This window comes from Pseudomonas helmanticensis (assembly GCF_900182985.1).
Lineage (GTDB): Bacteria > Pseudomonadota > Gammaproteobacteria > Pseudomonadales > Pseudomonadaceae > Aquipseudomonas > Aquipseudomonas helmanticensis.
Genome location: NZ_FXUY01000001.1, coordinates 3,868,670 through 3,887,875, shown reverse-complemented (window position 1 = coordinate 3,887,875; position 19,206 = coordinate 3,868,670). Strand labels below are relative to the sequence as shown.

Annotated in this window: 17 protein-coding genes; 8 read left to right on the top strand and 9 right to left on the bottom strand. The window is 60.8% G+C overall.

What is annotated here, in order from left to right:
- Positions 1-129: 129 nt before the first annotated feature.
- From phaZ to argS, 7 genes are all read right to left on the bottom strand, one after another.
- Positions 130-984, bottom strand: coding sequence for a poly(3-hydroxyalkanoate) depolymerase (gene phaZ / locus QOL84_RS17335; RefSeq protein ID WP_129387894.1), 855 nt, complete (start codon positions 982-984; stop codon positions 130-132).
- A 142-nt stretch (positions 985-1,126) separates the two neighbouring features.
- Positions 1,127-2,806 carry a class II poly(R)-hydroxyalkanoic acid synthase gene (gene phaC, locus QOL84_RS17330; RefSeq protein ID WP_283437985.1) on the bottom strand — a complete coding sequence of 560 codons (1,680 nt, stop codon included), beginning with the start codon at positions 2,804-2,806 and terminating at the stop codon, positions 1,127-1,129.
- A 258-nt stretch (positions 2,807-3,064) separates the two neighbouring features.
- A complete protein-coding gene (locus tag QOL84_RS17325; RefSeq protein ID WP_283437984.1) occupies positions 3,065-3,442 on the bottom strand; it encodes a gamma-butyrobetaine hydroxylase family protein in 378 nt (125 codons plus the stop codon).
- A 126-nt stretch (positions 3,443-3,568) separates the two neighbouring features.
- Positions 3,569-4,906, bottom strand: coding sequence for an ATP-dependent protease ATPase subunit HslU (gene hslU / locus QOL84_RS17320; protein WP_283437983.1), 1,338 nt, complete (start codon positions 4,904-4,906; stop codon positions 3,569-3,571).
- Positions 4,907-4,961: 55 nt separating this feature from the next.
- Complete coding sequence (gene hslV / locus QOL84_RS17315) at positions 4,962-5,492, bottom strand: ATP-dependent protease subunit HslV (protein WP_016984593.1); 531 nt, start codon at positions 5,490-5,492, stop codon at positions 4,962-4,964.
- A gap of 288 nt (positions 5,493-5,780) precedes the next feature.
- On the bottom strand, positions 5,781-6,488 hold the full coding sequence (locus tag QOL84_RS17310; protein ID WP_283437982.1) for an SPOR domain-containing protein: 708 nt from the start codon (positions 6,486-6,488) through the stop codon (positions 5,781-5,783).
- A 1-nt stretch (position 6,489) separates the two neighbouring features.
- Positions 6,490-8,226, bottom strand: a complete 1,737-nt coding sequence (argS, locus tag QOL84_RS17305; protein WP_283437981.1) for an arginine--tRNA ligase — start codon at positions 8,224-8,226, stop codon at positions 6,490-6,492.
- Between argS and QOL84_RS17300 the strand changes: the two genes are divergently transcribed.
- The gene (locus tag QOL84_RS17300) at positions 8,225-8,347 is read left to right on the top strand and encodes a hypothetical protein (protein ID WP_256677627.1); all 123 of its coding nucleotides are present in this window, start codon (positions 8,225-8,227) and stop codon (positions 8,345-8,347) included. The two genes, argS and QOL84_RS17300, sit on opposite strands and share 2 nt — an antisense overlap.
- A 93-nt stretch (positions 8,348-8,440) precedes the next feature.
- On the opposite strand, the gene QOL84_RS17295 is transcribed toward QOL84_RS17300, so the two are convergent.
- Positions 8,441-10,660 carry a primosomal protein N' gene (locus QOL84_RS17295; RefSeq protein ID WP_283437980.1) on the bottom strand — a complete coding sequence of 740 codons (2,220 nt, stop codon included), beginning with the start codon at positions 10,658-10,660 and terminating at the stop codon, positions 8,441-8,443.
- A gap of 286 nt (positions 10,661-10,946) precedes the next feature.
- Between QOL84_RS17295 and rpmE the strand changes: the two genes are divergently transcribed.
- From rpmE to QOL84_RS17280, 3 genes are all read left to right on the top strand, one after another.
- Complete coding sequence (rpmE, locus tag QOL84_RS17290) at positions 10,947-11,174, top strand: 50S ribosomal protein L31 (RefSeq protein ID WP_129387908.1); 228 nt, start codon at positions 10,947-10,949, stop codon at positions 11,172-11,174.
- 14 nt (positions 11,175-11,188) lie between these two features.
- On the top strand, positions 11,189-11,989 hold the full coding sequence (locus QOL84_RS17285) for a thermonuclease family protein (RefSeq protein ID WP_283437979.1): 801 nt from the start codon (positions 11,189-11,191) through the stop codon (positions 11,987-11,989).
- 184 nt (positions 11,990-12,173) lie between these two features.
- Positions 12,174-13,442: a malic enzyme-like NAD(P)-binding protein gene (locus QOL84_RS17280; protein WP_283437978.1), complete on the top strand. Its 1,269-nt coding sequence runs from the start codon at positions 12,174-12,176 to the stop codon at positions 13,440-13,442.
- Between the two features lie 315 nt (positions 13,443-13,757).
- On the opposite strand, the gene QOL84_RS17275 is transcribed toward QOL84_RS17280, so the two are convergent.
- Positions 13,758-16,205, bottom strand: a complete 2,448-nt coding sequence (locus tag QOL84_RS17275) for a penicillin-binding protein 1A (RefSeq protein ID WP_129387965.1) — start codon at positions 16,203-16,205, stop codon at positions 13,758-13,760.
- A gap of 216 nt (positions 16,206-16,421) precedes the next feature.
- On the opposite strand from QOL84_RS17275, the gene QOL84_RS17270 reads away from it, so the two are divergent.
- From QOL84_RS17270 to QOL84_RS17255, 4 genes are read left to right on the top strand one after another with little or no spacing between them, the layout of a single operon-like run.
- Complete coding sequence (locus QOL84_RS17270; RefSeq protein WP_283437977.1) at positions 16,422-17,486, top strand: pilus assembly protein PilM; 1,065 nt, start codon at positions 16,422-16,424, stop codon at positions 17,484-17,486.
- Positions 17,486-18,052, top strand: a complete 567-nt coding sequence (locus QOL84_RS17265) for a PilN domain-containing protein (protein ID WP_129387971.1) — start codon at positions 17,486-17,488, stop codon at positions 18,050-18,052. The genes QOL84_RS17270 and QOL84_RS17265 overlap by 1 nt, the downstream gene beginning before the upstream one ends.
- The gene (gene pilO, locus QOL84_RS17260; RefSeq protein WP_129387974.1) at positions 18,049-18,672 is read left to right on the top strand and encodes a type 4a pilus biogenesis protein PilO; all 624 of its coding nucleotides are present in this window, start codon (positions 18,049-18,051) and stop codon (positions 18,670-18,672) included. Before QOL84_RS17265 ends, pilO begins: the two co-directional genes overlap by 4 nt.
- Positions 18,669-19,196 carry a pilus assembly protein PilP gene (locus tag QOL84_RS17255; protein WP_283437976.1) on the top strand — a complete coding sequence of 176 codons (528 nt, stop codon included), beginning with the start codon at positions 18,669-18,671 and terminating at the stop codon, positions 19,194-19,196. Before pilO ends, QOL84_RS17255 begins: the two co-directional genes overlap by 4 nt.
- The last annotated feature ends 10 nt before the right edge of the window (positions 19,197-19,206 follow it).

Sequence of the window (19,206 nt, the reverse complement as noted above, 5' to 3'; positions counted from 1 at the left end):
CTCCTTCGTCTTCAGGCCAAAAACACATTCACCGAACCAGAACACCATAGACGCTGTTATCGGTTGCTGCCTGCGCGGCGTCCTGCCACGCACTTTCTGTAAAGCCCTGCATAAAGCCTGCCGCAGCGCTTAGCCGCCCTGCGGTGTCGGATGCGGATGCATCACCGCGCGCTGACGTTCCTCCTGGAGAAACTTCATGATGATCGGCGCCACGGCTTCGGCGCGGGTGATCAGGAACAGATGGCCGTCATCGATGATGTGCAACTGCGCGTTGGGAATGCGCCAGGCGAGCATGCGCATGTTGATCAGCGGGATCAGTGGATCGTCGTCACCGGCCAGCACCAGCGTCGGCTGATGGATCTTGTGCAGCCAGTGAATGCTGGTCCAGCCGAGGCCGGCAAACAGCTGCCAGTAATAACCGAGCTTGCCCGCCGAGCGCACCTTCGCCGCGTGGCTGGCGGCCAGGGTCGGGTCGCGACGGAACGAGCCGCCATAGATCAGCGGCGCGATGCGGATCACGTGCGAGGGCTGAATGTAGCGCCGTGGACTGGCCATCATCCACAGCACTTTCGGTTTGCCCGGCACCATCACCGCACCGGCCGCAGTCGCCGCCAGCACCAGTTTCTTGCAGCGTTCGGGGTAGTCGTAGGCGAACTGCTGCGCGAGTGCGCCGCCCCACGACACGCCGATGACGTTGACCTGGCCGTAATCGAGGTAATCGAGCATCCGCGAGGTCAGCTTGGCCAGGCCGGGAAAGCGATACGGCCGGTTCGGCGTCGAGGAGCCGCCGACACCGGGGACGTCGAAGGCGATCACTTCCAGATCCGGGTCCAGCGCCGCGACAAATGGAAACACCAGCTCCAGGTTGGCGCCGATGCCGTTGAAAATCAGCAAGGGCGTCAAGTGAGGCTTGCCGGGGCGTACCGCCGTGCGGATGGTCTGACCATCCAGATCGACGGTACGGAATATGAACGGTTGCGGCATGCGTCAGGCCCTGTGGATTTAAATTCACCACACCCCGTGTAGGAACTGCCGAAGGCTGCGATCTTTTGATCTTGTTTTTTAAAAATCAAAAGTCAAAAGATCGCAGCCTGCGGCAGCTCCTACAGGGGAGGGGTGGTGTCAGTTACCGCTCGTGAACGTAGGTGCCCGGCGAGGCTTCGCCTGCCGGATACGCTTTGTTGCCCAGTTTCAGCGGGGCCTTTTTCAGGTTGCCCGAACGTTCGGCTTGCCACGTCTGCCAGTACAGCCACCAGGAATCAGTGTGCTTGGTCGAGTTTTCCTGCCAGTCATCGGCATTCGCGGCCATTTCTTCGCTGGTCATGTAACGCGATTTCGGGTTGCCCGGCGGGTTGAGGATGCTCTGGATATGCCCGCTGCTCGACAGCACGAATTCCACTTTGCCGCCGAACAGCTGCGCCGACTTGTAGCAGGACTTCCACGGCGTGATGTGATCGTTGGTGCCGGCCAGCGAGAAGATATCGGCCGTGACCTGCTTGAGGTCGATCGGTGTGCCGCACACTTCCAGTGCATTCGGGCGGATCAGTGGGTTGTTTTTGAACATCTCGATCAGGTCGCCGTGGAACGCCGCCGGCAACCGTGTGGTGTCGTTGTTCCAGAACAGGATGTCGAACACCGGCGGTTCGTTGCCGAGCAGGTAGTTGTTGACCCAGTAGTTCCAGATCAGGTCGTTGGGGCGCATCCACGCAAAGACCTTGGCCATGTCTTTGCCTTCGAGCACGCCAGCCTGGTACGAATGGCGCTTGGCGGTCTCCAGGGTCTGCTCGTCGACGAACAGGGCGACGTCGCTGTCCAGCGTCGTGTCGAGCACGCTGACCAGCAGCGTGAGGGCATTGACCTTCTTCTCGCCGATAGCCGCGTAGTGGCCGAGCAGGGCGGTGCAGGTGATGCCACCGGAGCAGGCGCCGAGCATGTTCACATCTTTGCTGCCGGTGATCGCGGTGACCACGTCGACCGCTTCTTTCAGCGCGTCGATGTACGTCGACAGGCCCCACTCGCGCTGCGCCTTGGTCGGGTTGCGCCAGCTGACGATGAACGTCTGCACGTTATTGCGCAGGCAGAAGCGCGCCAGACTCTTGTCCGGGCTCAAATCGAATACGTAGAACTTGTTGATCTGCGGCGGCACCACCAGCAACGGGCGCTCGTGGACTTGCTCGGTGATCGGCTTGTACTGGATCAGCTCCAGCACGTCGTTGCGAAACACCACCGCACCTTCGGTGACGCCGAGGCTCTTGCCGACCTCGAACGCGCCCATGTTGACCTGGCTCGGCATGCCGCCGTTGTGCACCAGATCCTTGGCCAGATGCGAGAGGCCATCGAGCAGGCTCTTGCCGCCGGTTTCGAAGAAGCGTTTCACCGCAGCCGGGTTGGCGGCAGTGTTGGTCGGGGCCATGGCTTCGGTCATCAGATTGATGACGAAGTGACCGCGTGCGATGTCTTTGGGTGACAGGCTACTGTCATCGATCCAGGAATGGAGTTCCTTGCGCCATGCCAGGTAGGTTTGCAGATAACGTTTGTAGAGCGGGTTCTGGCTCCACGCCGGATCGGCGAAGCGACGGTCATCGCCAGCCGGTTGCAGTTCGGATTTGCCGAACAGCACGTTCTTCAGTTCGAGGCCGAAATGGGTGACGTGTTTGACGCTATGGATCGGTTGTTTGATGGCCTGTTTGAGCACCATACGAGCAGAGGCCAGCAGATCCTTTCCGCGTAGCCCAACGACGGGATTAAGCCCCAGGGTGTTTTCCGAGGCTTGGTACTTCAGGTCATCGTTATTCTTGTTACTCATCTACGACGCTCCATTGTCCTGAGACGAGTACCCGGTTTTGTGCTGTGCAGTTCCACAGCCAATGCCAGGTACTACTGCTCGGGTGACCGTTAATTCTGCATAGCTGCTTTACAGTCGTAGAGCACTGCAGGGAACTTGCCAGCTCCATTGGTTACCCGAGTTTAATTTTTTTCGCAAGCGGGCCGATCCTCGGCCACACAGCGGAGCATTCAAACAGATGAATTTAGAAAATGCCCTCTAATGAGCGCAAGGCTCGGGCTAGAGCATCAGCTTGACGATCGACTCGTTCGGGTCGCGGGTTTTTCCGGCGGCTTTGAGCTCGGCCAGATAATCGGCCCAGAGTGCGTCATAACGTCGCCCCAGCTCGTAGAGATAATCCCAGGTGAACAGGCCGCTATCGTGACCGTCGTCGAAGGTCAGTTTCAGTGCGTAGTGACCGGCCGGTTCCAGCTTGCTGAGACCGACGTTGATCTTGCCGAATTGCAGGATCGGTTTGCCGTGGCCCTGGACCTCGGCGGAGGGAGAGTGCACGCGCAGAAATTCGGCGGGCAGGGTGTATTCCTCGCCGGACGCGTAGGTGAGCGTCAGGGTTTTCGAGGCTTTGTGCAGTTTGATGTCGGTAGGGATAGTAGTCATTGCAGGTCATCCGACTAGAGGAACACCCTGTAGGAGCTGCCGCAGGCTGCGATCTTTTGATCTTGTCTGTTAGAAATCAAAGTCAAAAGATCGCAGCCTGCGGCAGCTCCTACAGGGAGAAGTGACCTACAGGATATAACGGGACAGGTCTTCGTTCTGCGCCAATTCGCCGAGGTGGCTGTTGACGTAGTCGGCGTCGATCAGAATCGGCTGCTCATCGTGGGTGCTGGCCAGATCGCCGGCGCTGAACGATACCTCTTCGAGCAGACGCTCAAGCAGCGTGTGCAGACGACGGGCACCGATGTTCTCGGTCTTCTCGTTGACCTGCCAGGCGATCTCGGCGATGCGCTTGATGCCTTCCGGCTGGAACTGGATGTTCAGGCCTTCGGTTTTCAGCAGCGCGCAGTATTGCTCGGTGAGCGAAGCGTGCGGTTCGCTGAGGATACGTTCGAAGTCCGACGGGCTCAGCGCTTTGAGTTCAACGCGGATCGGCAGACGACCTTGCAGCTCAGGCACAAGATCGCTTGGCTTGCTCAGGTGGAACGCGCCGGAGGCGATGAACAGGATGTGGTCAGTCTTGACCATGCCCAGTTTGGTGTTGACGGTGCAGCCTTCGATCAACGGCAGCAAGTCGCGCTGTACGCCTTCACGGGAGACATCGGCGCCGCCGACATTGCCGCGCTTGGCGACTTTGTCGATCTCGTCGATGAACACGATGCCGTGCTGTTCAACCGCTTCCAGCGCCTTGGCCTTCAGCTCTTCTTCGTTGACCAGACGCCCGGCTTCTTCGTCGCGCACCAGCTTCAGCGCTTCCTTGACCTTGAGCTTGCGCGACTTCTTCTTGCCCTTGCCCATGTTGGCAAACAGCGATTGCAGCTGGTTGGTCATCTCTTCCATGCCTGGCGGCGTGGCGATCTCGATGCCGGAAACCTCGGCGACTTCGATCTCGATTTCCTTGTCATCCAGCTGACCTTCGCGCAGACGCTTGCGGAACAGCTGACGGGTGTTGGAATCGGAGCTCGGTGCTTCCTCGTTGCTGAAACCCATGCGGGCCGGCGGCAGCAGCGCGTCGAGGATGCGATCCTCGGCGGCGTCTTCGGCGCGGTGACGGACGCGGGTCATTTCCTGCTCGCGAAGCATCTTGATCGCCGCGTCAGCCAGATCACGAATGATCGATTCGACGTCACGGCCAACGTAGCCGACTTCGGTGAACTTGGTCGCTTCGACCTTGATGAACGGCGCGTTGGCCAGTTTCGCCAGACGACGGGCGATCTCGGTTTTACCGACACCGGTCGGGCCGATCATCAGGATGTTTTTCGGGGTCACTTCAACGCGCAGCTCTTCAGGCAGCTGCATGCGGCGCCAGCGGTTGCGCAGGGCAATCGCGACGGCGCGCTTGGCATCGTCCTGGCCGATGATGTGGCGGTTGAGTTCGTGGACGATTTCGCGGGGAGTCATGGACATAGTAGTTGGCGGTCCTCAAGCACAAACAAGCCGTGGCGCGGTGGCCAGGACAGGCTTATTCGGCGAGATCCTGCTCCTCAATGGTCTGAGTGTGGTTGGTGAATACACAGATGTCGCCGGCGATACCGAGGGCGGTTTCGACGATTTCGCGGGCCGACAGGTCGGTCTTTTTCAGCAGGGCGCTGGCCGCAGCCTGCGCGTAACCACCGCCGGAACCCATGGCGATCAGGCCATCTTCGGGTTCGACCACGTCACCGTTGCCGGTGATGATCAGCGAGGCGTCTTTGTTGGCGACCGCGAGCATGGCTTCGAGGCGGCTCAGGGAGCGGTCGGTGCGCCATTCTTTGGCGAGTTCGACAGCGGCGCGCACCAGGTGGCCCTGATGTTTCTCCAACTGGCCTTCGAAACGTTCGAAGAGGGTAAAGGCGTCGGCGGTGGCACCGGCAAAACCGGCAATGACCTGGCCGTGGTACAGGCGACGAACTTTTTTCGCGTTGCCTTTCATCACGGTATTGCCGAGAGAAACCTGGCCGTCGCCGCCCATGACGACTTTGCCGTGACGGCGGACTGAAACGATGGTGGTCAAGGGAAGAGTCTCCACACAGCGGGGCGAAAGTGCCTTATGCCCATTCATATGGGGGTGCTGGAGAGGATTTCAACCGTGAGGGGCGCTGAAGGACGAACGGCGGGTGATGACTGTGGCGAGGGGATTTATCCCCGTCCGGCTGCGAAGCAGTCGCTATTCCAGCATTCACGGTGTGCCTGATGCACCGTAATTGCTGGTTTCAGGGCAGCTTCGCGACCCAGCGGGGATAAATCCCCTCGCCACAGGGATTGTGGGCAACCTCAGGAAGAGGTGCCCACCATCGGTGGATCAGCGGCTTTGGCGTTGTTGTAACAACAGGTTGCTAAAGCCGGCGCCCGCCAGTTGTTTCTGTGCGGTGGTCAGTTGTTCGCGGTTGCTGAACGGGCCGACCAATACGCGGTACCAGGTTTCATCCTTGACAGTGCCGGACTCAACCGCCACCGCCTGGCCGAGCAGAATGATCTGCGCGCGGACCTTGTCAGCATCGGTTTCCTTGCGGAACGAACCGGCCTGCAAGAAGAACCTGGTCACCGGCGCGGCTTTGCTCACGGGTGGTGCTGGCGGTGGCGTAATCCCGGCCAGCGCGGCCTGAGCGCGCGCTGTGTCGATCTTCGCCGCTTCCGCTGGCGTTACCGGCGTGGTTGGCACCTGTGGCGTCGGCAGGGTCTTCTCCGGCACGGCGTCCGGCGGCACGATCACTTCCGATTCCGGCAGCAGGGTGTAGAAATCGTACTTCGGCTTCACCGGTTGCGTCGGGCTCGGCGGAGTCTTGTTGGCCTCGGCGATTTTCGTCGCTTTCTGCTGCTGCGCCTGTTCGACCTTCTCGCGCTTGACCGTGTCGCTGCCTTTGCCCGGCTCCAGTTTCATCAGGAACACGATAAACGCGCCGACGGTCAGGCCGATGGCCATCCACAGCCAACCCGGAATCGGTTGCTTCGCAGGAGCTTGGTAACGGCTGGCGCCACGCTTGGGTGCAGGTTTTTTCTTGGCAGCCAACTTACATACGCTCCAGAGTTTCCAGACCCAACAGTTCCAGGCCTTGCTTGAGGGTGCGACCGGTCAGCGCGGCCAGGCGCAGACGGCTCTGCATCCGGGCTGGCGTCTCGGCGGCGAGGATCGGGCAGTTCTCGTAGAAGCTCGAGAACAGACCGGCAACGTCATACAGGTAGGTGCAGAGAATGTGCGGCGTGCCCTTGTCGGACACGTTGTTCAGCACTTCACCGAACTGCGCCAGTTTCGCCGCCAGCTCTAGTTCGTGTTCCGCCTCGAGAACGATCTGGCCGTCGACTTCGCTGAAATCCTTGCCCAGTTTGCGGAACACACCGGCGACGCGGGTGTAAGCGTAAAGCAGGTACGGCGCGGTGTTGCCTTCGAAGTTCAGCATCAGGTCGAAGTTGAAGCTGTAATCGCTAGTGCGGTGCTTCGACAGGTCGGCGTATTTCACCGCGCCGATGCCGACGACTTTGGCGATGTTGCGCAGTTCGTCTTCGGCAAGCGTAGGGTTCTTCTCTTTGACCAGGGTATAGGCACGTTCCTGTGCTTCGGTCAGCAGGTCGATCAGCTTCACGGTGCCGCCGTCACGGGTCTTGAACGGACGGCCGTCGGCGCCGTTCATGGTGCCGAAGCCCATGTGTTCCATCTCCATCGGATGGGTGACGAAACCGGCCTTGCGCGCCACGGCGAACACTTGCTGGAAGTGCAGGGCCTGACGCTGATCGACGAAATACAGCGCGCGATCGGCTTTCAGTTTGCCGCTGCGGTAGCGCACGGCCGCGAGGTCAGTGGTGGCGTAGAGGTAACCGCCGTCAGCCTTGACGATGATCACCGGCAGCGGGTCGCCGTCGGCGTTCTTGAACTCGTCGAGGAACACGCACTGCGCGCCGTTGCTCTCGACCAGCATGCCGGCCGCTTTCAGGTCGTTGACCACGTTGATCAGGTCGTCGTTGTAGGCGCTTTCGCCCATCACGTCGGCCATGGTCAGTTTGACGTTGAGCAGTTCGTAGATCTTCTGGCAGTGCGACAGCGAGATGTCCTTGAACTTGGTCCACAGCGCCAGGCACTCGGCATCGCCGGCCTGCAGCTTGACCACCAGGCCACGGGCGCGGTCGGCGAATTCTGCGGACTCGTCGAAACGCTGCTTGGCGGCGCGGTAGAAATTTTCCAGATCGGACAGCTCGTCGCTGGTGATCGGGTTTTCCTGCAGATACGCCATCAGCATGCCGAACTGGGTGCCCCAGTCGCCGACGTGGTTCTGACGGATCACCTCGTCGCCGAGGAATTCGAGTACGCGGGCCACGCCGTCACCGATGATGGTCGAACGCAAGTGACCGACGTGCATCTCTTTGGCCAGGTTCGGCGCCGACAGGTCGACCACGGTGCGTTGTGCAGGACCAGCCTTGCGCACGCCAACATGGGCATCAGCCAAGGCAGCGTCGAGACGCGAGGCCAGCGCCTGGGTGTTCTGGAAGAAATTGATGAAGCCCGGGCCAGCGATTTCGGCCTTGGTGACGTTCTCGTCGGCCGGCAGCGCGGCGATGATTTTCTCCGCCAGATCGCGCGGCTTCATGCCCGCAGGCTTGGCCAGCATCATCGCGATGTTGCTGGCGAAGTCGCCGTGGGTCTTGTCACGGGCGTTCTCCACCTGGATCGCCGGCGTCAGGCCTTCAGGCAACACACCTTCGTTGACGAGTTGGGTGATGGCTTGTTGGATCAGCTGGCGAATGGTGTCTTTCATGGTCTTCTCTTTCGACCGCAAGCGCGGCGGGCGCATCGATGCGCGGGTGGAAAAACTGGGCATTATCCGTTGCGAAGACGGGCTTGCCAACCTTAGCAGGCAGGTTATGGATATGTGGTGACATTAAAGGCAAAAGATCGCAGCCTGCGGCAACTCCTACAGGTAAACGCGATTAACCCTGTAGGAGCTGCCGAAGGCTGCGATCTTTTGATCTTCAATACAAATCGACCGGATCGACATCCAGCGACCAGCGCACCGCCCGCCCGCTCGGCATCTGCTCCAGCACCAGCAGCCAACTGGCCAGCAACCGATGCAGCGGTGCCCGCGCGTTCGCCTGCAACAACAGCTGCGCGCGATAACGTCCGGCGCGTCGCTCCATCGGCGCCGGCACCGGCCCGAGCAACTCGATCCCGCTCAGATTCTGCTCAGCCAGCAAACGCTCGGCCTCGCTGCACGCTTCATCAAGAAACCCTTCAGCCTGTCCCGGCTTGTGCGCTTCGGCGCGCAACAGCGCCAGATGCGCGAACGGCGGCAGTCCGGCAGCCCGGCGCTCGCTCAAAGCCTGTTCGGCAAAAGCGAAGTAACCCTGCTCGGTCAGTTGCACCAGCAAAGGATGGTCCGCCAGGTGCGTCTGAATAATCACCTTGCCCGGCTCTTCCGCTCGCCCGGCACGTCCGGCGACCTGCACGATCAACTGCGCCATGCGCTCGCTGGCGCGGAAGTCGCCGGAGAACAAGCCGCCGTCGGCATCGAGGATCGACACCAGCGTCACTCGTGGGAAGTGGTGCCCTTTGGCCAACATTTGCGTGCCGACCAGAATGCACGGCTGACCTTTCTGAATCGTTGCGAACAGCTGATTCATCGCGTCTTTGCGCGACGTGCTGTCGCGGTCGACGCGCAGCACTGGATAGTCCGGGAACAGAATCGCCAAACGTTCTTCGGCGCGCTCGGTGCCGGCACCGACGGGCCGCAGATCGACCTTGTTGCACTTCGGACACTGGCGCGGCGTACGCTCGACATAGCCGCAGTGGTGGCAGCGCAACTCACCATGACGCTGGTGCACGGTCATCCGCGCATCGCAACGCGAGCACTCGGACATCCAGCCGCAATCGTGACACAGCAGCGTCGGCGCAAAGCCGCGACGGTTGAGGAACACCAGCACCTGCTGGCCATTGGCGAGCGTCTGGCCGATGGCTTGTTGCATCGGTCCGGAAATACCGCTGTCCAGCGGACGGCTTTTTACATCCAGGCGCAAGAAGCGCGGCTGCTTGGCGCCGCCAGCGCGTTCATTCAGGCGCAGCAGGCCATAGCGTCCGGTGTAGGCGTTGTGCAGGCTTTCCAGCGACGGCGTGGCGGAACCGAGGACGATCGGGATGTTTTCCTGCCGTGCGCGCACCAGCGCGAGGTCGCGAGCGTGGTAACGCAAACCTTCCTGCTGCTTATAAGAGCCGTCGTGCTCTTCGTCGATGATGATCAGCCCGGGGTTTTTCATCGGCGTAAACAGCGCCGAGCGAGTGCCGATAATAATGTCGGCCTCGCCATCACGGGCAGCGAGCCACGCGTCGAGGCGTTCGCGGTCATTGACTGCCGAGTGCAGCAAGGCGATACGCGCGTTGAAGCGCTGCTCGAAGCGCGCCAGCGTTTGCGGGCCGAGGTTGATCTCCGGAATCAGCACCAGCGCCTGCTTGCCGGCTTCGAGGGTTTCGCGGATCAGCTGCAAATAGACTTCGGTCTTGCCGCTGCCAGTGACGCCGGCCAGCAGGAAGGCGTGATAACTGTCGAAACCGGCGCGGATCGCTTCGTAGGCGGCGCGTTGCTCGGCGTTGAGCGGGAGTTCCGGCTGGGCGAGCCAGTGTTCGTGACGCACGCCCGGTGCGTGGCGGCGGATTTCCACCTGCACCAGATTCTTTGCCAGCAGCAGATCAAGGCTGTCCTTGCTCAGCATCAGTTTGCTCAGCAACTGATGGGCGACGCCGTGCGGGTGCTGTGCCAGCGTTGCGAGTGCTTCGCGCTGGCGCGGGGCGCGGGCAATGCGCGGATCCTCAAGGCTGGCGCCGGGAGTGATCGACCAGAAGCGTTCCTGTCGCGCCTCGGCCAGTTCGCCCTGGCGCAGCAGTACTGGCAACGCCCAGCTCAAGGTGTCGCCGAGGCTGTGCTGATAATACTGCGAGGTCCACAGGCACAGCTTGAACAGGGCTGGCGGCAACGGCGGCGTGGCATCGAGCAGGGCCAGCGCCGGCTTGAGTTTTTCCACCGGCACTTCGCTGGTGTCGGTGACCTCGACCAGAATCCCGATCATCTCGCGTCGACCGAACGGCACCCGCAGGCGCATGCCCGGCTGCAATTGCTCGCGCAGCACGCCGGCCGGCGCTCGATAGTCGAACAGGCGGCGCAGGGGTGAAGGCAAAGCGAGGCGCAGAATGGCGTCGGGCACGCGGGGAGATCTCTATAAGCAGAACAAGGGCATGGCACATACCTAATGTAGGAGTGAGCCTGCTCGCGATAGCGGTGTATCAGACGACATCAATGTTGCATGGCAGACCGCTATCGCGAGCAGGCTCGCTCCTACAGGGGGTCGCGTATTGGGCCGGGAGCCTAGCAGACGGTCGGTCTCGGTGACAGCTTGCGTGATTGAAAAGGTCTGGTAGAATCCGCGGCCTAATTACGTGCGGTATTCAACAATAGTGTTGGATGGCGGCACGCTAGCTGAGGAAGACACCATGAAAGCTGAAATCCACCCGAATTACCCAGTCATCGCTGTTACCTGCAGCTGTGGCAACAAGTTCGAAACCCGTTCGACTTTCGGCAAAGCTCTGCCAATCGACGTGTGCAACGAATGCCACCCGTTCTACACCGGTAAGCAGAAGACTCTGGACACCGGTGGTCGCGTTCAGAAGTTCGCAGACCGTTTCGGTGCTTTCGGCAAGAAACCTGCTGCTGCAGAGTAAGGTTGAAGGGCCCGGTGGGCTTTTCCTCGTTGCTGAAAAAGGCGTCCCTAGCGGGCGCCTTTTTTGTGTCCGCGATTTGGCTGTCCGGCGCGCAGGCCTTCTGCCCGGCGCCCGCCGGATTGACCCGCGTCACGGTGCAGCGCGTGGTCGATGGCGACACCTTGCGCCTGAGCGACGGCCGCAGCGTGCGGATGATCGGCCTCAACACCCCTGAACTGGGCAAGCAGGGCCGCAGCGACGAACCGTTTGCGCTGGCGGCGCGCCAACGCCTGCAAAGCCTGGTGGATGACAGCGGTGGACGGGTCGGTTTGCGCCTGGGTAGGCAGGCCAAAGACCATTACGGGCGTACGCTCGCGCATATTTACAGTGTCAGCGGTGCCAATTTCGAAGCGCAAATGCTCGCCGATGGCCTGGGATTCCAGGTCGCGGTGGCACCGAATGTCGATCTTGCCACCTGCCAGCAAGCCGCCGAAAGCAGTGCGCGACGGGCCGGTCTGGGCCTCTGGCGGCAATCGCCTGTACTGAAAGCGGAGCAGATCCAGCGCTCGGGTTTCGCCGTTATAAGTGGGCGTGTGAGCAAGGTTCAGCGCAATCGCGGGGGAATCTGGATCGAGTTGCAGGGTGCGCTTGTATTGCGCGTTGCACCCAATCTGGTCGGACAATTCGACAATGCCCGCTTGCAGGCGCTGAAGGGCCAGCAGATCGAGGCGCGCGGCTGGATTGTCGATCGTTCGCGACGCGGCGGCGTGAAACCGGGTCAGCCACGTTGGCTGCTTCCGCTGACAGATCCTGCGATGTTGCAAAGCACCCGCTGAACAAAAAATTGTAGACATTTTTTCTGTCGATTGTGAACAGTACAGCCCTTGTGCGCCGTGGCTCTTGGCCCAAAGTCGTAGGGCAGGGCGCTTGACAGGGGTGACCGCTCAGTCTTGTGGGGACTTTGCGAGGCGCGTATCCTCGCTGACCAGTCTGTCCAACAGTAAAAAGCGGAATGCCAAAATGTCTGATCTGAAAACTGCCGCTCTCGAATATCATGCCAATCCTCGTCCAGGGAAGCTGAGTGTCGAGCTCACCAAGGCCACTGCTACCGCTCGCGACTTGTCGCTGGCCTACAGCCCCGGCGTAGCTGAACCAGTGCGTGAGATCGCTCGCAATCCTGAACTGGCCTACAAATACACCGGCAAGGGCAACCTGGTTGCAGTCATTTCCGATGGCACCGCGATTCTCGGCCTGGGCAACCTCGGCCCATTGGCTTCCAAGCCAGTGATGGAAGGTAAAGGCGTACTGTTCAAGCGCTTCGCCGGCATCGACGTATTCGACATCGAAGTCGACTCCGAAAGCCCGCAAGCCTTCATCGACACCGTAAAACGCATCTCCATCACCTTCGGTGGTATCAACCTGGAAGACATCAAGGCGCCAGAGTGCTTTGAAATCGAACGTGCTCTGATCGAGCAGTGCGACATTCCGGTATTCCACGATGACCAGCACGGCACCGCGATCGTGACCGCTGCGGGCATGATCAACGCCCTGGAAATCGCTGGCAAAACCCTCGCTGACGCCAAGATCGTCTGCCTGGGCGCTGGCGCTGCCGCCATCTCCTGCATGAAATTGCTGGTGAGCATGGGCGCTCGCATCGAAAACATCTTCATGGTTGACCGTACCGGCGTGATCCACTCCGGCCGTGACGACCTGAACCAGTACAAAGCCGTATTCGCCCACGCTACCGAGAAGCGCAGCCTGGCTGACGCACTGGCAGGCGCTGACGTGTTCGTCGGTCTGTCCGGTCCGAACCTGCTGAGCGCGGAAGGCCTGCTGTCGATGGCTGCCAACCCGATCGTGTTCGCTTGCTCGAACCCGGATCCGGAAATCTCCCCGGAACTGGCGCACGCTACCCGTAGCGACGTGATCATGGCGACCGGCCGTTCGGACTACCCGAACCAGGTCAACAACGTACTGGGCTTCCCGTTCATCTTCCGTGGTGCCCTGGACGTTCGCGCCAAGCGCATCAACGAAGAAATGAAAGTGGCTGCCGCCAACGCCCTGCGTGAACTGGCCAAGCTGCCAGTGCCACAGGACGTGTGCGATGCCTACGGTGGCGCTCCGCTGGAATTCGGCCGTGAGTACATCATTCCGAAGCCAATGGACAAGCGCCTGATCACCCTGATCTCCGATGCTGTGGCCAAAGCGGCAATCGAGACCGGTGTGGCAACTCTGCCGTATCCGAAGAACTACCCGCTGAAAAGCGTGGATGACGTGTTCAACGGCTAAGCCGTTGTAGCGCTTCAACTGAAAGCCCCGGCTCGTGAGAGTCGGGGCTTTTTTGTGGGGCAAAAGCAACCCTCACCCTAACCCTCTCCCGGAGGGAGAGGGGACTGACCGAGGTGTCTGGGGTTATGCACCGACCTGAAAGTGTGGTGTCGATAATGGATTCGGCACAGCACGTTCAGGTCGGCGCAACTCCCGAGCATCCCCCGGTCAGTCCCCTCTCCCTCTGGGAGAGGGCTAGGGTGAGGGGCTCTTGATTTTCGGGTAATAAAAAGCCCCGCACTTCTCTCGAAGGCGGGGCTTTTCAGTGACGCTGGATCAGAACAGATCGATCGGCGCCTGCTCATCCGCCGGCAGCGGGCTGCCCGGCGCAGTGCCGTTACCCAGCTCGTTCACCGACGGCGGCGTGTCTTCAGACTTGAACAGCTCGAAGTACGCACCCGGCGTGCTCGGCGTCGCCGCACGACCGCTGACCGGGTCCACGCGCAGGCTCAGCAAACCTTCCGGCTCAGGCTGAACATGCGGCGGCTTGTCCTTGAGTGCGGCGGACATGTAGTTCATCCAGATCGGCAGCGCCACAGTGCCACCGAACTCGCGGCGACCGAGGCTTTCCGGCTGATCGAAACCGGTCCAGACCGTGGTCACGTAATCGGCGTTGTAACCGGAGAACCAGGCATCTTTCGATTCGTTGGTGGTACCGGTTTTACCGGCGATGTCGCTACGGCCCATGGCCAGTGCGCGACGACCGGTGCCGAGCTTGATCACGTCCTGCAGCATGCTGTTGAGGATGTACGTGGTGCGGCCATCGACGATTCGCTCAGCCACGGCCGGTGCTTGTGGCACCGCCGCGTTGCCCGGCGCTTCGCCCGGAACCGGCGCGGCATTGACCGTGAACGACTGCGCGTCCGGCGCCGCGATACCGTCCGTCGCCGAACCGCCCTGAGGCACGGTCGGCGGGTTGGCGACGAACAGCGTGTCACCGTTACGGCTTTCGATCTTGTCGATGATGTACGGGGTGATCTTGTAGCCGCCGTTGGCGAACGTGCTCCAACCGGTGGCGATTTCCATCGGCGTCAGCGTCGCAGTACCCAATGCCAGCGAGAGGTTAGGCGGCAGGTCCTGCTTGTTGAAGCCGAAGCGGGTGATGTAGTCGATGGTCTTGCCCACGCCCATCGCCTGCAACAAGCGGATCGAGACGAGGTTGCGCGACTTGTACAGCGCTTCACGCAGACGGATCGGGCCGAGGAAGGTGTTGGTGTCGTTCTTCGGACGCCAGACCTTGTCCAGATACTCGTCGACGAACACGATCGGCGCATCGTTGACCAGGGTCGCGGCGGTGTAGCCGTTATCCAGCGCGGCGCTGTAGACGAACGGCTTGAAGCTCGAGCCCGGCTGACGCTTGGCTTGCATGGCGCGGTTGTAGTTGCTTTGCTCGAAGGCGAAACCACCGACCAGCGAGCGAATCGCCCCGTTCTGCGGGTCCAGCGACACCAGTGCGCCCTGCGCCTGTGGAATCTGGCTGAATTTCAGCGAATTGTCTTTCTGGCGCTGCACGCGAACCAGATCGCCGACTTGCGCAACATCCGACGGCTGACGCGGGTTGGCGCCCATGCTGTTGGTGTTGAGGAATGGACGCGCCCATTTCATGGTGTCCCAGGCGACGTGCTCTTCGCCGGTGCGGGTCAGCACTTGCAGGCCGTTCTTGTCGACCTGAGTGACGATGGCCGGTTCGAGGCTGCTGATGGTGCGTTGTTTGGTCAGCTCGCTGGCCCAGGCTTCGCGGGTCTTGCCCGGCAGGCGCGATTCAGGGCCGCGGTAGCCGTGACGCTGGTCGTAGGTCATCAAACCTTCGTGCAGCGCGGTGTTGGCCATTTCCTGCAGGTTGCTTGGCACTGTAGTGGTGACGCGGAAACCTTCGGTGTAGGCGTCGCTGCCATAACGACCGACCATTTCGGCACGGGCCATTTCGGCGATGTATGGCGCATTCACTTCCGGGGTCGGCACGTGATAGCTGGCGTTCAGCGGTTCGTTGATCGCGGCGGTGTAGTCCGGCTCGCTGATCTTGCCGAGTTTGTACATGCGCCCGAGGATCCAGTCGCGGCGCTCTTTGCTGCGCGCCGGGTTGGCCAGCGGGTTGAAGCGCGACGGTGCTTTCGGCAGGCCGGCGATCATCGCCATCTGCGCCAGGCTGATGTCACGGATCGACTTGCCGTAATACACCTGCGCCGCCGCCTCGATGCCGTAGGCGCGGTTGCCCAGATAGATCTTGTTCACGTACAGCTCAAGGATCTCGTCCTTGGTCAGCTGTCGTTCGATCTGCAGGGCCAGAAGAATTTCGGTGGTTTTGCGCGAGAAGCTGCGTTCGCTGGTCAGGAAGAAGTTCTTCGCCACCTGCATGGTGATGGTGCTGCCGCCGGACTGAATGTGCCCGCTTTTGACCAATTGGGTCGCGGCGCGCATCAGGCTGCTCGGATCAACGCCATAGTGGTTGGCGAAATTGTCGTCTTCAGCACTTAGTAACGCATTAATGAAGTTGGGGGGAATGTCGGCGAAACGGATCGGCGTACGGCGCATTTCGCCAAATTCTGCGATCAACTTGTTGTCGCTGGAGTAGACGCGCAGGGGAATCTGCAACTGAATGCTTCTCAGCGCCTCCACAGACGGCAAACCCGGACTAAGGTAAAGAAACGCGCCGCTGAGACCTAAAAGCAGTCCGCAGAAAACGGCGACGATGGACCAACCGAAAAATTTCAGCAGACGAATCAAGGCTTTTGGACATCCAGGGCAAAGAATGAATTTGGCGACGGGGTTCCGGCTACACACAGAACGACCCGCGCTGGCAGTAAAAAGCGGAAAAAAACGCTGGGCATTATAAGCACTTTTCTGCTGGGGGCGTCATTTGCGCTTCTGTCAAGACGGAGTGAAGGAACGCAATGCGTATTACAGAGTCCGTAACTCACGGAAAGTCATAGGGAATTGGTAGTGCTGGGACTCTTCAATAAAAAGACCAATACGTTACTGGGGATCGACATCAGCTCCACGTCAGTGAAGCTGCTGGAACTGAGCCGTCAAGGTGATCGCTACCGCGTCGAGGCCTACGCGGTAGAGCCTTTGCCGGCGAATGCCGTGGTCGAAAAAAACATCGCCGAACTCGAAGGCGTCGGTCAGGCCTTGACCCGCGTGCTGGTCAAGGCGCGCACCGGGCTCAGGAGCGTGGCAGTGGCGGTGGCCGGTTCTGCGGTGATCACCAAGATCATCGAAATGGACGCCGGACTTTCCGACGACGAGCTGGAAAACCAGCTGAAGATCGAAGCTGACCAGTACATTCCCTATCCGCTCGACGAGGTCGCGATCGACTTCGAAGTCCAGGGCATGTCGTCGCGCAACCCGGAACGGGTCAGCGTGTTGCTGGCCGCCTGTCGCAAGGAAAACGTCGAAGTCCGTGAAGCGGCGCTCGCCCTCGCCGGCCTGAATGCGCGAGTGGTCGATGTCGAGGCCTATGCGCTGGAGCGCTCGTTCGGCCTGCTCGCCACACAACTGGCCGCCTCGCAAGAGCGCTTGACCGTGGCGGTGGTCGACATCGGCGCGACCATGACCACCCTCAGCGTCCTCCACAACGGCAAGATCATCTACACCCGCGAGCAACTGTTCGGCGGTCGACAACTGACCGAGGAAATCCAGCGGCGTTACGGCCTGACCGTCGAGCAGGCCGGGCTGGCGAAAAAGCAGGGTGGCCTGCCTGACGATTACGTCAGCGAGGTCTTGCAGCCGTTTCGCGAGGCGCTGGTGCAGCAGGTGTCCCGTTCACTGCAGTTCTTCTTCGCTTCCGGCCAGTACAACGCGGTCGATCACATTTTGCTGGCCGGTGGCACGGCGTCGGTGCCGGGGCTCGATCGGTTGATCGAACAGCGCCTGAACACCCCGACCCAAGTGGCCAATCCGTTTGCCAACATGGCCCTGAGCAGCAAGGTCAACGCCGGGGCACTGGCCAGTGATGCGCCAGCCCTGATGATTGCCTGCGGGCTCGCGCTCAGGAGTTTCGACTGATGGCGCGGATCAACCTTCTGCCGTGGCGCGAAGAGCGTCGTGAAGAACGCCGCAAACGCTTTCTGCTGGCGCTGATCGGCGTGGTCGTCGGGTCGGTAGGCGCGGTATTCATTGCCGATCAGATCATCAGCGCGGCGATTGATCAGCAAATGGCGCGCAATGATTACATTGGCAAGCAGATCGCCGTGGTCGATGAGCGGATCAAGCAGATCAGCGATCTCAAGGCGCGCCGCCAGCAACTGGTCGAACGCATGCGCATCATCCAGGACTTGCAGGGTAACCGGCAGATCAGCGGGCGGATCTTCGATCAACTGGCGCGCACGCTGCCTGACGGGGTGTATTTCACCCAGGTGAAAATGGTCGGTAAAACCCTTTCCATCAGTGGTGCGGCGGAGTCGAACAACCGCGTTTCCGAGCTGATGCGCAATCTCGATGCTTCCGACTGGTTCGATGCGCCGAGCCTCAACGAGGTCAAGGCGACCTCGGCCGATCAGGTGGAGCAATCCAACACCTTTCAGTTGACCGTTCGTCAGACGCAGCCGAAAAGCCTGGAGGACGACCAATGAAACCGTCCGAATGGCTGGATAGCCTGCGCAATATCGATTTCAACGATCTCGACAGCAGCAACATCGGTTCCTGGCCGGCCGCCGTCAAGGCCATCGCCGGGGCGCTGTTGATGGTGCTGGTGTTGGGCCTTGGCTATAACTTTTTCATCAGCGACATGGAAAACCAGCTGGAGGCCAAGCGCGAAGAAGAAACCACGCTCAAGGAGCAGTTCGCCAGCAAAGCGCATCTGTCGGCCAATCTCGAGCTGTACACCCAACAGATGAAGGAAATGGAAAACTCTTTCGGCGTGTTGTTGCGGCAGTTGCCCAGCGATACCGAGGTGCCGGGGCTGCTCGAAGACATCACGCGTACCGGTCTCGGTAGCGGCCTGGAGTTTGAAGAAATCAAACTGCTGCCGGAAGTCACCCAGCAGTTTTACATCGAGCTGCCGATCCAGATCACCGTCACCGGGGCCTATCACGATCTTGCGACGTTCGTCAGCGGCGTCGCCGGGCTGCCGCGCATCGTCACCCTGCATGACTTCGAGCTGGCGCCGGCCAACCCCGAGGGCGGGCCGAAACTGCGCATGAGCATCCTCGCCAAGACTTACCGCTATAACGACAAGGGGCTGCAAAAATGACCCCGATCCGTTATTTCGCCTTGTCGATGACCTTGTTGGCGCTGAGCGGTTGTGGTGGCAGTAGCGACTTCAGCGACCTCGATGCCTATCTGAACGAAGTCCGTCTGCGCCCGGCCGGCAAGATTGAACCCACCCCGACATTCCGGTCTTACCCCACATTCACCTACAGCGCCGCGAACCTGCGCAGCCCGTTTTCACGCCAGGTGCGCGTCGATCTGGCCGGCCGGCAGCACGGTTCACGCAACGTCAAACCGGACCTCAACCGGGTCAAGCAATACCTCGAAGGTTTCAACATCGAGCAGTTCGAGATGGTCGGCACGATTGCCAATGCCACCGGCTCCTTCGCGCTGTTGCGCGGGGCGGGCGGGGTGCATCGCCTGAAAGTGGGCGACTACCTGGGGCGCAACGACGGTCGCATCGTCGCCATCAGCGCCACGCAGGTCGATGTGGTCGAAATCGTTCCCGACGGCGAAGGCGCCTGGCTGGAGCGTCCGCGCACCATTCCTTTGAAAGAGCACTCATAGTGGAAGTCGA